Source organism: Candidatus Thiothrix phosphatis (assembly GCF_035668035.1).
Taxonomy (GTDB): domain Bacteria; phylum Pseudomonadota; class Gammaproteobacteria; order Thiotrichales; family Thiotrichaceae; genus Thiothrix; species Thiothrix phosphatis.
The window spans coordinates 1-13158 of the sequence record NZ_JAYMYJ010000150.1 but is presented as its reverse complement, the minus strand read 5'-3'; the positions used below and the strand labels follow the sequence as shown (position 1 = coordinate 13158).

The 13158-nt window shown below is 58.8% G+C and carries 14 protein-coding genes and 1 pseudogene; 4 read left to right on the top strand and 11 right to left on the bottom strand.

The window, feature by feature from the left end; genetic code table 11:
• Positions 1-58: 58 nt before the first annotated feature.
• The 7 genes and pseudogenes from VSS37_RS21895 to VSS37_RS19015 all read right to left on the bottom strand — a co-directional run bounded on the left by VSS37_RS21895 (position 59) and on the right by VSS37_RS19015 (position 5443).
• Positions 59-286, bottom strand: a complete 228-nt coding sequence (locus VSS37_RS21895; RefSeq protein ID WP_375339156.1) for an EF-hand domain-containing protein — start codon at positions 284-286, stop codon at positions 59-61.
• Between the two features lie 36 nt (positions 287-322).
• A pseudogene (locus VSS37_RS21890) lies at positions 323-391 on the bottom strand (EF-hand domain-containing protein); the annotation flags it as partial.
• 162 nt (positions 392-553) lie between these two features.
• A complete protein-coding gene (locus VSS37_RS19035) occupies positions 554-1252 on the bottom strand; it encodes a DUF2202 domain-containing protein (RefSeq protein ID WP_324697769.1) in 699 nt (232 codons plus the stop codon).
• Positions 1253-1452: 200 nt separating this feature from the next.
• The gene (locus VSS37_RS19030; protein WP_324697767.1) at positions 1453-1983 is read right to left on the bottom strand and encodes a C40 family peptidase; all 531 of its coding nucleotides are present in this window, start codon (positions 1981-1983) and stop codon (positions 1453-1455) included.
• An 80-nt stretch (positions 1984-2063) separates the two neighbouring features.
• A complete protein-coding gene (gene rsmD, locus VSS37_RS19025) occupies positions 2064-2660 on the bottom strand; it encodes a 16S rRNA (guanine(966)-N(2))-methyltransferase RsmD (RefSeq protein ID WP_324697764.1) in 597 nt (198 codons plus the stop codon).
• Complete coding sequence (locus VSS37_RS19020) at positions 2617-4014, bottom strand: M16 family metallopeptidase (protein ID WP_324697762.1); 1398 nt, start codon at positions 4012-4014, stop codon at positions 2617-2619. Before VSS37_RS19020 ends, rsmD begins: the two co-directional genes overlap by 44 nt.
• A gap of 4 nt (positions 4015-4018) precedes the next feature.
• Positions 4019-5443 (bottom strand): M16 family metallopeptidase, encoded by a 1425-nt coding sequence (locus VSS37_RS19015; protein ID WP_324697760.1) that lies wholly within the window; start codon positions 5441-5443, stop codon positions 4019-4021.
• A gap of 42 nt (positions 5444-5485) precedes the next feature.
• On the opposite strand from VSS37_RS19015, the gene ftsY reads away from it, so the two are divergent.
• The 4 genes from ftsY to VSS37_RS18995 all read left to right on the top strand — a co-directional run bounded on the left by ftsY (position 5486) and on the right by VSS37_RS18995 (position 8460).
• On the top strand, positions 5486-6505 hold the full coding sequence (gene ftsY, locus VSS37_RS19010) for a signal recognition particle-docking protein FtsY (protein ID WP_324697759.1): 1020 nt from the start codon (positions 5486-5488) through the stop codon (positions 6503-6505).
• Positions 6502-7146 (top strand): cell division ATP-binding protein FtsE, encoded by a 645-nt coding sequence (ftsE, locus tag VSS37_RS19005; RefSeq protein WP_324697756.1) that lies wholly within the window; start codon positions 6502-6504, stop codon positions 7144-7146. Before ftsY ends, ftsE begins: the two co-directional genes overlap by 4 nt.
• A complete protein-coding gene (ftsX, locus tag VSS37_RS19000) occupies positions 7146-8129 on the top strand; it encodes a permease-like cell division protein FtsX (protein ID WP_324697754.1) in 984 nt (327 codons plus the stop codon). Before ftsE ends, ftsX begins: the two co-directional genes overlap by 1 nt.
• A 109-nt stretch (positions 8130-8238) precedes the next feature.
• Positions 8239-8460 (top strand): hypothetical protein, encoded by a 222-nt coding sequence (locus VSS37_RS18995; protein ID WP_324697752.1) that lies wholly within the window; start codon positions 8239-8241, stop codon positions 8458-8460.
• 8 nt (positions 8461-8468) lie between these two features.
• Here the strand turns inward: VSS37_RS18995 and VSS37_RS18990 are convergent, their stop codons facing one another.
• From VSS37_RS18990 to VSS37_RS18975, 4 genes are read right to left on the bottom strand one after another with little or no spacing between them, the layout of a single operon-like run.
• The gene (locus VSS37_RS18990; RefSeq protein WP_324697750.1) at positions 8469-8990 is read right to left on the bottom strand and encodes a hypothetical protein; all 522 of its coding nucleotides are present in this window, start codon (positions 8988-8990) and stop codon (positions 8469-8471) included.
• A gap of 52 nt (positions 8991-9042) precedes the next feature.
• Positions 9043-10752 carry an ABC transporter ATP-binding protein gene (locus VSS37_RS18985; protein WP_324697748.1) on the bottom strand — a complete coding sequence of 570 codons (1710 nt, stop codon included), beginning with the start codon at positions 10750-10752 and terminating at the stop codon, positions 9043-9045.
• On the bottom strand, positions 10749-11948 hold the full coding sequence (locus VSS37_RS18980; protein ID WP_324697746.1) for an ABC transporter permease: 1200 nt from the start codon (positions 11946-11948) through the stop codon (positions 10749-10751). The genes VSS37_RS18985 and VSS37_RS18980 overlap by 4 nt, the downstream gene beginning before the upstream one ends.
• Positions 11941-13017: an ABC transporter permease gene (locus tag VSS37_RS18975; RefSeq protein WP_324697745.1), complete on the bottom strand. Its 1077-nt coding sequence runs from the start codon at positions 13015-13017 to the stop codon at positions 11941-11943. The genes VSS37_RS18980 and VSS37_RS18975 overlap by 8 nt, the downstream gene beginning before the upstream one ends.
• Positions 13018-13158 lie beyond the last annotated feature (141 nt).

The following is a 13158-nucleotide window of genomic DNA, read 5'->3' as shown; positions in this document are numbered from 1 at the left end:
CCACGTCATCCTCCACCAGTAACAAACGCATCCGGCCTCCTTGCCAAGGGATTACAGATCAGGGACGTTGCTGACGATTCTGGAGTTGATGGGCAGCAAACTCTTCAGGGTCTATTTTGCCATCATGATTGGCGTCAATGTCAGCGAAAGAAGCCGCTTTCGCCACGTTGCGCATTTGCCGTCCCTCGGCGGCGCGTTCTGTGATGCGCTTGGCGCGACCTGCATTCAATTCCTGTTCGCTGATGAAACCATCCTGATCCGTATCGAAATCGGCGAAATCCGGCATGTTGGCGTTACCCGTGCGGCGGTTGTTCCATCCGGCGGCAAACTCTTCGGCATTGATGCAGCCATCGCCATTGGCATCGAAATCAGCAAAGGTGGGCGGCCCCATCATCCTGCCCATGGCGGGAGGAGCCGCAGGAGGGGTTGCGGCAGGCGCTGCAGGAGGTTGTCGAGGATCATCGTCCGCCTGTACGGATGAAAATACCATCGCCAGACTGGCGAAGATCAGCAATGTTGTTTTGAGTTTCATGATCTTTCTCCTGTCACCTGTTTATTGCCCGCATTGTTCCGCCGCGGTATTCATAATCAGGTCAACCTCACTCTGTGGCAGCACCTGCGCCTGATAATCCACGCCGGTCAGTTCAATCAGGTTGACGAATGAACGCAGGTGATTGCGGGAACCACACATCAGGTTGGTGTACGCCTGAATGACCGCCAACTGGCTGGTGCCATCCATCGTCTCGTCAATGGCTTCTTGCAGATCGTTGATGTCGAATTCTTCAATGAATGCGCCTGTCGCCAAGGCGTCGGCATAGGAGGTGAAGCCACGCGCGACCAATTGGCCGTACAGGCCGTCAATGGTGGTATTGGTAAAATCACCCACTGCATCGCTCACCACCGGATCCGTCAGGCCGAGGCTATCGATCAGCAGTTTCATGGTGTCCATGTGTTGCTGTTCGGAACGGGTGGCGATGTTTTCAAACACCTGTTGTCCCCATTTGTCGTACAGGGTCAGGTAGACATCGCGCGCCATTTTTTCCTCTTCACGCACAAACAGCAGGGTATCGGTTTCGGCGGCAGTCAGAGGTTGCAAGGTGACCGAACCAGAGGCGATGCCCGTACTATTGGTAGTGCTGGCAGAAGCCTGCCCGGCATGAGAAGCGATTGGATTGGCGTCCGCAGCACTGCTGCCACCACATCCGACCAGTAAGGTAATGGAACAGGCCAGCAACAGGCTCCGTGTTGGCATGGATGCTTTCATTTTCAAACTCCCTTGTTTTGTTAAGCCATGCCCAAACCTTAACTGGGGAAGCTGAAATGAAGCTGAAAAAACCGCAAGGGACACACACAAACCAGGGCGGTTTTCACCACCCTGGACGCAAGCAGATAAATAGGCAACCAGTTTGTCTACAATCCACGCTGTCAGGGCGCACCAGCAAAGCCGCCCGGTCAGGAATAACTAGGCCGACAAGCACCAGGGATACGGCCAAAACCCACCAGATGATTTTCCCAATAGCCTTTCAGGTTACTGGTGGTGATTGCCTTGCCGGTGCGGGGCGCATGGACAAAACGGTCTTTGCCCAGATAAATGCCGACATGGCTGACCCGCTTGCCGTGGGTATTGAAGAACACCAAGTCACCCTTTCCCGCCTGTGTCCGTGACACCTTGACCGCAGCGGCATACTGCTCCGCCGCCGTGCGGGGAATCATTACCTGCGCCCCATTACGGAAGGCGTATTGGGTCAAGCCACTGCAATCAAAGCCGGTGACGGGGCTGGTTCCGCCCCAACGGTACATTTTGCCTTGCTGTTTTTGGGCGTTCCAAACGACCTTGTCCAGCAGGGTGACTGATTTTGGTTTGGCAGGAATCTGTGCGACTTTCACTTCCGCCAGCTTCTGCGTCTCATCATTTAAAGAACTACAACCGACCAACGACAACGCCATCAGGACGGCGAATCCTTGCACTATTCCACGAAACATCCTTCATTCCCTCGACTAAACACACTCACAAACACTAAGGGAATGATAGATCAAAAACTGAATCCTTGCTGAATCAATAATTATTGATTGTTGACAAAAAGCAAAAAACCTTGCGCCTGCCCCGCCTGGGTGACGCGGTGGGTCTCAAGCCCAAAGCGGGCAAACCCAGTATCGGCCCCGCTTTCCTGCTCCAGGTAGACCATGCCGCCGGGCTTGAGCAGCAAACGGGAAAAGAGGTTTTCCAGCACAGGCTCCAGCAGGTTTTGGCGAAATGGCGGGTCAAGGAAGATCAGGTCAAACGCCGCCGTCTCGCGTTGCAGGTAACGGAAAGCGTCATCATGGACCAGGGTGACGTGTTGCGCCCCCAGCAAGGCGATGTTTGCCCGCAGGGCGGCGGCGGCGGCGGGATGCTTTTCCACCATCACCACTTCCTGCGCCCCGCGCGACAGGGCTTCGAAGCCGAGCGCGCCGCTGCCTGCAAACAGGTCGAGGCAACGGCTGCCGGGCGTCCGCCCTTGCAGCCAGTTGAACAGGGTTTCACGCACCCGGTCTGGCGTGGGGCGCAGGCCGGGGACATCGGCGAATGGCAAACGGCGGCTGCGCCATTCCCCGCCGATAATGCGCAGCAGGTTGTTACCGCGCGGGTGGTTGGGCGGCGGCGGGTGGCGGGGCGGCATCGGCAGTGGCTCCAGGCGTGGCGGGTGGCGCAGTGGCGGCGACAGGGTCGGTTTCCCCGACGATCACCGTCACCAGCTTGTCCGGCTGCACCCGGCGGGTGAAGGCGTCGGCAATCTGTTCACGACTCAAAGCGTTGATCTTGCTGGTGAAAGTGTCCAAGTAATCCAATGGCAGGTTATAAAAACCAATCACCCCCAGATACTCGACAATCTGGCTGTTGCTGGCGGTGCGCAACGGGAAACCGCCGGTCACATCTTTTTTGGCGGCTTCCAGTTCCTCAGCGGCTGGCCCTTCCTGCTGGAACTTGCCGATGACGTCACGCACGACCTGAAGGGCTTCCTCGGTCTTTTCCCGGCGGGTCTGCAAGCCGACTTCAAACACCCCCATCTCCTTGGACGGGCTGAAATAGCTGTACACATTGTAGGTCAGGCCACGCGCATCGCGCACTTCCTTCATCAGGCGCGAGGTAAAGCCGCTGCCGCCCAACGTCTGGTTGCCCATGTACAGGGTGAAATAATCGGGGTCGCCGCGTTTGTCGCCCACCTGCCCAACCAGGATGTGCGCCTGGGCGGAGGGATAGGGAATCTTCACCACCTTGGATTCCGTCAGCGGCTTGACTTCAGGAATGGGTGGGGCCGCTGCGCCAGTTGGCAGGGACGCCGCCACCTGTTCCGCGAGCGCTTCCGCCTGCTTGCGGTCGACCGCGCCGACAATCGCCAGCAGACCGTTTTTGGCGACGTAATAGTGCTGGTAAAACGCTTTGACATCATCCAACTTGAGGGCGTTGAGGCTGTCTTCCGTGCCATTCTGCGGCTGCCCATAAGGATGGTCGCCATACACCGCCTTGTAGAACGCCTTGCTGGCGAGCGCTTCCGGATCCTGCTTTTCCGCTTGCAGGCCGACCAGCATCAGTTTCTGGATGCGGGCGAACGGCTCCGCCGGGAAATCAGGCTTGGCCAGCAACGTCAGCCACAAATCCAGCGCCGCTTTTTCCTCTTTTTCCAGCGTAATGGTGCGCAACCCCGTCCAGCTCATGTCCATCGACGAACCGGAAGAAAACACCGCGCCCACATCATCAAACTTTTCGGCGATCTGGTCTTCGCCCAAGCCGCCCGCCCCGGTGTCCAGCATGCTGTTGGTAAGGGAAGCCAACCCCTGCTGGGCACCGTCACGGGCGCTGCCAGCATCAAACATCAGCCGCAAATCGACCATCGGCAGGTTGGGTGCGCTGACGTAGTACACCCGCAGGCCGTTGCCGGTTGTCCAGCTTTCAATTTTGGGCGCGGCCTGGGCCCACGGCGCGAGCAATAGCAAAAGCAACGCCAGCGGCGCGGCAAACAGTGTTTTCAGCATGTTGTTATCTCTCAAAGTGTGGCTCGAACTTCGACTTGTTCGGGTCGATCGGCTGTGGCTCCAGTTCGGCGATGGTCAGATGATCCTCAACCAGGTATTTTTTGGCGACCGCCTGCACCTGCTCTGGCGTGACCGCCAGGATATTGCCGACGTATTCATCCGCCAATTGGTAGCCCAGGCCGACAGACTCCAGCGACCCCAGTTGCTCCGCCTGGCCCTGCTGGGAATCGCGCTGGTAAATTTCCCCCGCAATCACACCAGCCTTGACGCGCTCCAGTTCGGCGGCGCTGACCTGTTCGGTTTTGAGCTTTTCCACCTGCGTCAGCAAGGCCGCTTTCAAGGTTTCCACCGTGATGCCCTTGCTCGGCGTGCCTGACAGGGAAAACAGGTCGGACATGCGCCCATAACCGCTGTACCAAGCGCTGGCGTCAGCGGCGATTTCCTGGCCGCGCACCAGTTCACGCGCAAACCGGGAGCTGTTGCCACCATCCATAATGCCCGCCAGAACTTCCAGCGCGTAAGGCTCCCATTTTTCCTTGGCGTTGATCAAGGCAGGCGTTTTGTAACCCATCAGGAGGTAGGGCAATTCAGCCGGAGCCTTGACGACCAAGGTGCGCAAACCTTTCTGCTCCACTTCCACCTGCGGTTTGGGCGGGGCAATGTCCGGTGTCGGCTTGAGCGGGCCGTAATATTGTTTCGCCAGTTCGTACACCTTGTCCGGCTCGACGTCGCCCACCACCACCAGCGTGGCGTTGTTGGGCGCATACCAGCGTTCATACCAGGCGCGCAGATCTTCCACCTGCATCGCGTTCAGGTCTGACGGCCAACCGATCACCGGGTTCTTGTAAGGGCTGTTGAGGAAAGCCACCGCGCTGAACTGCTCACGGGTCAGCGCTGGCGGCTTGTCTTCCGTGCGCCAGCGGCGTTCCTCCTTGACGACCTCCAGTTCCTTCTTGAACTCGGCGGGCGGCAAGGTCAGGTTGCGCACCCGGTCGGACTCCAGTTCGAACGCGACTTCCAGACGGTCGGCGGCGATAATCTGGTAGTAGGCGGTGTAATCATCACTGGTGAAGGCGTTATCCTCGGCACCATTTTCCGCGATGATGCGGCTGAACTCGCCGGTCGGATGCTTTTGCGTCCCTTTGAACATCATGTGCTCCACCACATGCGAGACGCCGGTCAGGCCATCATGCTCGTAGCTTGAGCCGACCTTGTACCACAGCTCCACCACGGCGATCGGCGCGCGATTATCCTGCTTGACCAGGATTTTCAAGCCATTATCCAGCTTGTATTCATGCACTGGCGATTTCACATCCAAGCGCTCAATAGCCTGCGCAAACGGCGCAAAAAAACCGGCAAACAGCGCGGCAACCGCTAAAATTGTTTTGGTATTACGGTTTTGTCCGGCAAATGGTAGTATCCTTCGCATTCTTTCACCTGACGATCTCAAAAGCTGGGCGGTCATTGTACGATGTTTGGATTCGGAAAGAAAAAAAACCAGGAAGCGGCCGAAGGCGTCACGCCAGCGCTGCAATCCCAACAGCCAGCCGCACAGCCGGAAGGCCTGTTTGCGCGCCTGAAACGCGGCCTGTCAAAAACCAGCCATACCCTGACCGAGGGCATGAGCAGCCTGGTGATAGGCAAGAAAAAAATCGATGACGAAGTTTTGGAAGAGTTGGAAACCCGCCTGCTGACTGCTGATGTCGGCATTGACGCCACCCGCGCCATCATGGGCGACCTCGCCGAGCGGGTGCAGCGCGCCGAACTGGCGGATATGGACGCACTGATGCAAGCCTTGTACAACAAGATGCACCGCATCCTGCGCCCTGCCGCCCAACCGCTGAGAACCGACGCGTCCCACCAGCCCTTTGTGCTGCTGATGGTCGGCATCAACGGCGCGGGCAAGACCACCACGATCGGCAAGCTGGCGAAAAAATTCCAGCAGGAAGGCAAATCGGTCATGCTGGCGGCGGGCGACACCTTCCGCGCCGCCGCAGTGGAGCAACTGACCATCTGGGGCGAGCGCAACAACATCCCGGTGATTGCGCAAGGCAGCGGGGCCGATTCCGCCTCCGTCATTTATGATGCCGTGCAGGCCGCCAAAGCACGCAAAATCGACATATTGCTGGCCGACACCGCTGGCCGCCTGCACACCCAAACCAACCTGATGGATGAACTGAAAAAGGTCAAGCGCGTCATCCAGAAATTCGATGCTTCCGCCCCACACGAAATCATGCTGATCGTGGACGCCAGCATCGGCCAGAATGCACTGGTGCAGGCCAAACAGTTCAATGAGGCGCTGGGGCTGACCGGCATCACCGTCACCAAACTGGACGGCACCGCCAAAGGTGGCATCCTGTTCGCCATCGCCGGACAGCTCAAAATCCCGGTGCGCTTTATCGGCGTCGGCGAAAGCATTGATGATTTGCAGGAATTTGACGCCTACGAATTCACCAGTGCCCTATTGGCCGGGGACAATCAGTCCCCATGATTGAATTCAAGCAGGTCAGCAAGAAATACCCGACCGGCCAGCTTGCCCTGTACAACGTCAACCTGACGCTGGAAGCCGGTGAAATGGTGTTCATCACCGGGCATTCCGGCGCGGGCAAAAGCACCCTGCTGAAACTGGTCGCCTTGCTGGAACGTCCCAGTTGCGGCGACGTGCTGATTGGTGGGCGTTCGCTCAACCAGCTAGGCAGAAGCCAGGTTCCCAGCTACCGCCGCCGCATCGGCTTCATTTTCCAAGACCCGCACCTGCTGTACGACCGCAGCGTCTTCGACAATATCGCCCTGCCGCTGAGGATTTCGGGGATGGGGCAAACGGAAACCCGCCGCCGTGTGCAAGCCGCCTTGGACAAGGTGGGGTTGACCGGGCGGGAAAAAACCTTTCCGCTGATGCTGTCCGCCGGTGAAAAGCAGCGGGTCGGCATCGCCCGCGCCATGGTCAACAAGCCCACCATCATCCTGGCGGATGAACCGACCGGCAACCTCGACCCAGAACTGGCGCAGGACATTATGTACACATTCGCCCAATTCAATGAGCTCGGTGCCACGGTCATGATCGCCAGCCACGACCACACGCTGGTCGAGCGGATGAAAAAGCGCACCATTGTGCTGCAAAAGGTGGACTGATGACGACCTCGACAAGCAAGAAGGCCGTATCCAAACGCAATGTTTCCTCCAGCTCCAGCCCATTCATCGTCTGGCTCAACCAGCAGGCAGGCGCGATCCGCTTCAGCATGGAACGGTTGTGGTTCAACCCGGCCTCCACCTGGATCACGCTGGCGGCGATTGCGATTGCGCTGTCCCTGCCCACCAGCCTGCACTTGTTGTTGAAAAACATGCAGACGCTGACCGATGACAAGCGCGAAGTGCCCACCATCACCCTGTTCCTAAAACAGTCCGTTTCCGAACAACAGGCCAAAGACCGGGCGGAACTGCTGTCCGAATTGCCCGAAATCGACAACGTGCGCGTCATCACCCGCGACGAAGCACTGGCGGATTTCCGCAAAATCACCGGCTTCGCCCAGACGCTGGACACGCTGAATGACAACCCCCTGCCCCATGTGCTGATCATCACCCCCAAACTGGGGCTGATGGACAATCTGGACATCGATGTCGACAATTTTTCCAAAAAGCTGAAATCCTATCCCGAAGTGGACGATGTGCAGATCGATGTGGAATGGGTGCAGCGGCTGCGCGCCATCCTGCGGATCGCCGAACGCATCGTGTTGGTGGTGTCCATCCTGCTGGGCCTGACCGTGCTGCTGGTGGTGGGCAACACCATCCGGCTCGACATTGAAAATCGTAAGGAAGAAATCCGCGTCACCCGCCTGATCGGCGCGACCAACGCCTACATACGCCGCCCGTTCATCTACAACGGCATCTGGTTGGGGCTGTTTGGCGGCATCCTCAGCCTGGTCATCGTCCACGTCGCGCTGCTGTTCCTGGTGGAGCCGGTCAGCAAACTGGCCAGCCTGTATGGCAGCACGTTCACCCTCAGCGGCGTGGATGTCGGCATGACACTGGAAATCCTGCTGACCAGCAGCCTCCTTGGCATTATTGGCTCCTGGCTGGCGGTTGGGCGCTACCTGTGGCAAAACAATGACGCATAACTAAACCCGACGGCCAACGCCGGGAAAAAGCAAAAGATTGATTTTTGCCCTAAGCTGTATTAGTTTCTATGACTTCTAATGTTTATTGAGTGTCCAAGGGCTTGAGCTTATGATCAGCGCATCCAAATCATTGGTGGCCATCCCATCATCCCGTCCCCTTTCCCAGATCCATCATTTTGACTGGTTGAAACACAGCCGCATCGGCTGCCCACACTGCAAAAGCAGCTATGTGATGGCGGTGCGCCGCACTTGGCTGGAAAAACTGGTCAGGTACCAGAACAAAAAGTTCTGGTGCCAAGATTGCGGCGAAAAATTCTGGAAAAAAGACTGAGAACCCGCCTAATAGCGGCGCGGGTAAACGCCAGGGCCCGGAGTGGAAGGCGCACCGGGCATTCCAGCGCCTGCAATGTCAGGTGGTGGGTATGTCAGCGTATAGAAAGACATCATCCCGAAACCTGAGTAAGGGTTGTTCGCCGGGGCAAGCGGTATGCTGTAACTGTAGACTGACCACTGCCCAGGCGCGCCTGACATGCCGCTAGGGGGTGAAAACACAAACGGATTCCCCATTCCGGACTGCATCGGCATTTGCGACCAAGGCGAACCCAGCATCGGCATGCCAGACCACGGTGACAGGGAGGAAAACGGCGAAAAACCGTAACTCCATGGTGACAGACCACCACCCGCCCACGGCATACCGCCACCCCATGGGTTCAGCATGGGAAAAGGCGAACCGCCAAACCCAAAGGGGTTTGGATAAGAGCCGCCGCCCATTCCTGGCAAACCGTTCCACTGCGGGACGGCAGACACAGATGCAGCGGACATCATGCCCGCCATGACCACAACCAGTTTTACCCAGCGCATGCCTCTCTCCTCCATTTTCAATTGCATAACAGCAACCGTTCAGGCCAGCGAATCACACCGCCAGCCTCGGCACAGCGGCCAGCAGCTTCTGCGTATAGGCATCCTGCGGGTCGCCACAAACAGCAGCGGTCACTCCTTGTTCAACAATCCTGCCCTTGTACATCACAACGGTCTGGTCGCTGAGGTATTCCACCACACCAATATTATGGGTAATGAACAGCAATGTCAGGTTATGTTCCGCACGGATTTTTAGCAACAATTGCAAGATTTCGGCCTGCACCGACACATCCAGCGCACTGGCGATTTCATCACACACAATGAATTCGGGATTCAGCACCAACGCCCGCGCCAAACCGATCCGCTGGCGCTGCCCACCGGAAAACTCATGCGGATAACGCCACAGGGCGTCACGCGGCAATTGCATGCCTTCCAAAATCTGTGCAGCACGCTCAATGCGTTCTTCGCGGGTGGTGCCCATGCCGTGCGCCTTCAACGGCTCGGTCAGGGTGGTTTCCACCAACAAGCGCGGATTGAGGGAGGAATGCGGGTCCTGGAACGCAATCTGCATGTGCGGGCGCAGCGGCCGCAATTCGCGCGCGGACAGCCCGACCAGCTCCTGCCCATGTAGCTGGACGCTGCCGGAAGTCGGCTTCTCCAGTTGCAGCACCGCCCGTCCCAACGTGGTTTTCCCACAGCCGGACTCCCCCACCAGCGCCACGATCCGCCCTTTGGGGATGTCCAGCGACACGCCGTCCACCGCCCGCACATGATCAACCGTGCGGCGGAAAATGCCCTTCCTGATCGGGAACCAGACGTTGAGGCCACGGATGGAAATCAGGTTTTCCCCCATCCCCACCCCTTCCCCCGCAGGGGGGGGAGGGAGAGAGGACTCCATATTCGGAACGCCTTCTTGTCCCTTCCCCCCTTGCGGGGGAAGGCTAGGATGGGGGGAAACCTTATTGCGCTCCAAATTCTCCGGCACCGCCGCCAGCAACTGCTGCGTGTAGGCATGCTGCGGATGGCGCAACACCTGTTCCGTGCGCCCCACTTCCACCAGCCTGCCCTGCTGCATCACCCCGACCTGCTGCGCCATCTGCGCCACCACCCCGAAATCATGGGTGATGAACAGCGTGCTCATGCCGGTATCGTCCTGCAACTGGCGCATCAGCCGCAGGATTTCCGCCTGCACGGTGACATCCAGCGCCGTGGTCGGCTCGTCGGCGATCAGCAACTCCGGTTCACAGGCCAGCGCCATGGCAATCATCACCCGCTGCCGCTGCCCGCCGGACATCTGGTGCGGATAGTCGCGGAAACGCTCCCGCGCGTTGGGGATCTGCACCTGCTCCAGCGCCTGGATGGCGCGCTCCGCCGCTTCCTCATCGCCCATCAGCGGGTGATGCAGTTGCAGAGCTTCGGTGATCTGCTCGCCAATACTGAACACCGGGTTCAGCGAGGTCATCGGCTCCTGGAAAATCATCGCAATTTGCGAACCACGAATGTTCCGCAACGCCGTTTCCGGCAACGCGAGCATATTTTGCCCGTTGAATAGGATTTCCCCGCTGGGATGCGAGGCGATCCCCTCCGGCAACAAGCGGATCACCGACAGCGCGGTAATCGACTTGCCGCTGCCAGATTCCCCCACCAAACAGAAAGTTTCGCCTTTGCCGATGCTGAAACTGACATCCTCCACCGCCTTCACGGTGCGCCCGCCGCTGTTGAGCCAAGTGCGCAGGTTTTTGATTTCCAGTAAGGTTTCGCTCATCCGCGCACCCCTGCATTGCGCGACAGTTTGGGGTCAATGGCGTCGCGGAAGGCTTCCCCCACCAAGTTGTAGGCGAATACGGTGAGGAAAATGGCGCCGCCCGGAAAGGCCGCCATCCACCAGTTGAAAGTGGAGGATTTGATCGCCTGATCCAGCATCTGTCCCCAGGATGGCTCGCCCACCAGCCCCAGGCCGAGGAAGCTTAAGGTCGCCTCCGCCAGAATCGCCGAAGCCACCCCAAAACTGGCCGCCACCAGCAGCGGCGCCACCCCATTCGGCAGCATGTGGCGGAACAGGATCGACATCAGGGGCAGCCCGCTCGCCACCGCCGCCTGCACGTATTCCTGCTTGCGCAGCTTGAGGAATTCGGCGCGGATGTAGCGGGCGTACCCCGACCAACTGGTGACGCCGATGATCACCATCATCATGTACAGGCTGCGCCCGAAGAACGCGACAAACGTCAGCAACAGGAACAGGGTCGGGATGGATTCGAAAATTTCCACCAGACGCATGCCGACCATGTCGACCACCCCGGAAAAATACCCCATCAGCCCGCCCAGTATCACCCCGATCACCATGGCGATGCCGGTGGCGATCAGGCCGATGCTCAGGGCGATACGGGAAGCATGGATCATGCGGCTGAGCACATCTGCGCCATTTTCCTCCGTCCCCATCAGGTGCACACGCCCTTGCGCCAACGCTTTGGCCGCCAGCGGCGCCTCCAGCCCAGTTTCGCCATAATCGCGCAGATAATCGGTGGGCGCATACGGGTCTAACGGCATAATGCGCCAGTCCACATCGGTATAGGCAGGAGTGCGGAACACATCGTAAACCTCCACCTGCGGCGGCTTCACCAGCAGGTTCGCCAGCAATGCCGCCAGCGCCGCGCCCACCACAAACAACAGGAAGCGCTTGCCGCCACTGAGCGGCACCCAGGCCAGGATGGCCGCCAGCGCGAACAGCGCCAACACCACCACATCCTCCACGCTCAGGTAAGCCAGCACCGGCGCGGAGATTTTACCCTCCTTGCTCATCAGCAACGGCATGGAGTTGGCCAGAAACGGGGCGAACACGCCCATCACCACCAGCAGCCCGATCCACGCCAGCCCCAGCTTGACACCCACCCCTTGCAAGGTTTTGCGCCAGATACGGCGGGCCATCGACTCCCGGCTGACCGCATGCGCCATCTCAGTCATACGTCACCCTCGGGTCAACCAATGTGTAACAGAAATCTGCAATCAGGTAGCCGATCAGGGTCAGGAAGCCACTGATCCAGGTGATCGACAGCACCAGCTCACGGTCACGGCCTTTCACCGCCTCCACCGCCAGTTGCCCCATGCCGTTGATGCTGAAAATGCTTTCCACGATCACCGACCCGGCCAGCAGGCTCGGCAATAGCCCGGCGGACGAGGTGATCAAAGGCAACAGGCCATTGCGGAACACATGCCGCCATAGCACGTCCTTTTCCTCCAGCCCCTTGGCGCGGGCGGTGCGGGCGTAATCGGCATGGAGGTTTTCCAGCACCGAAGAGCGGGTCAGCTTCGCCAGCATCGCCGAACCGCCATAGGTCAGGCAGATCACCGGCAAGACCAGATGCCACAGCCGGTCCAGCAGATAGCCCGGCACGAACCTGTCCCCCAGCATATGCGGCAGGAAAGGCATGTCTTGCGCTTCGCGGCTGCTGATCCCGGCGGTCGGGAACCATTCCAGATACTGGACATTGGCGAGGAAACCAATCAGCAACACGCCCGCCAGCATAGTGGGGATCGACCATAAGGCCAGCATCGACACATTGGAAAAGACATCGAACCGCCCGCCCCGGTCAGTGGCCGCCTTCACCCCCACCATGATCGCCGTCACGTAAATCAGCGGCAACGAAATGAGGTTCAGCAGCAACGTGATCGGGATGCGTTCGGCCAGGATATCGCTGACGGGACGCCCGTACATGAAGCTGGTTCCCAGATCCATGCCCTTGGCGAAGGAAAAGCCGGTGTACTTGCCCTGCTCATCCTGGGTGAAGCCGATGGGGGAAACATTGTTCAGCCAGTGCAAGTATTGCAGGGGAGCCGGTTTGTCGAGGCCATAACGCTTGTTGTAGTAAGCCATCAGTGCCTGCTTTTCCTGCGGCTTCATATTCGCCCCACCGACCAGCGTCTGGGCGGTGATGCCGCCGGGGGACATGGCCATGACGGCAAACACGACCACGGTAATCCCCAACAAAGTGGGGATCATCAGCAACAGGCGGCGCAGGAGGTAGGTTAGCAAGCGGGTGTTTCCTGACTGGACGGTGGAAGGGTCAGATTACACAAGCTTCCGAAAAGCAACAAGCATTATGGGTCTCAACGAACACAATGGGGAACCTCTAAAAACCTGAGACCAAACACCCGCAATCCTCACTTGACCAGT

Bases quoted from the DNA above. Each gene is read 5' to 3' on its own strand.
- VSS37_RS21895 (WP_375339156.1), bottom strand. From the start codon at position 286: ATGCCGGATTTCGCCGATTTCGATACGGATCAGGATGGTTTCATCAGC.
- VSS37_RS19035 (WP_324697769.1), bottom strand. From the start codon at position 1,252: ATGCCAACACGGAGCCTGTTGCTGGCCTGTTCCATTACCTTACTGGTC.
- VSS37_RS19030 (WP_324697767.1), bottom strand. From the start codon at position 1,983: ATGTTTCGTGGAATAGTGCAAGGATTCGCCGTCCTGATGGCGTTGTCG.
- rsmD (WP_324697764.1), bottom strand. From the start codon at position 2,660: ATGCCGCCCCGCCACCCGCCGCCGCCCAACCACCCGCGCGGTAACAAC.
- VSS37_RS19020 (WP_324697762.1), bottom strand. From the start codon at position 4,014: ATGCTGAAAACACTGTTTGCCGCGCCGCTGGCGTTGCTTTTGCTATTG.
- VSS37_RS19015 (WP_324697760.1), bottom strand. From the start codon at position 5,443: ATGCGAAGGATACTACCATTTGCCGGACAAAACCGTAATACCAAAACA.
- ftsY (WP_324697759.1), top strand. From the start codon at position 5,486: ATGTTTGGATTCGGAAAGAAAAAAAACCAGGAAGCGGCCGAAGGCGTC.
- ftsE (WP_324697756.1), top strand. From the start codon at position 6,502: ATGATTGAATTCAAGCAGGTCAGCAAGAAATACCCGACCGGCCAGCTT.
- ftsX (WP_324697754.1), top strand. From the start codon at position 7,146: ATGACGACCTCGACAAGCAAGAAGGCCGTATCCAAACGCAATGTTTCC.
- VSS37_RS18995 (WP_324697752.1), top strand. From the start codon at position 8,239: ATGATCAGCGCATCCAAATCATTGGTGGCCATCCCATCATCCCGTCCC.
- VSS37_RS18990 (WP_324697750.1), bottom strand. From the start codon at position 8,990: ATGCGCTGGGTAAAACTGGTTGTGGTCATGGCGGGCATGATGTCCGCT.
- VSS37_RS18985 (WP_324697748.1), bottom strand. From the start codon at position 10,752: ATGAGCGAAACCTTACTGGAAATCAAAAACCTGCGCACTTGGCTCAAC.
- VSS37_RS18980 (WP_324697746.1), bottom strand. From the start codon at position 11,948: ATGACTGAGATGGCGCATGCGGTCAGCCGGGAGTCGATGGCCCGCCGT.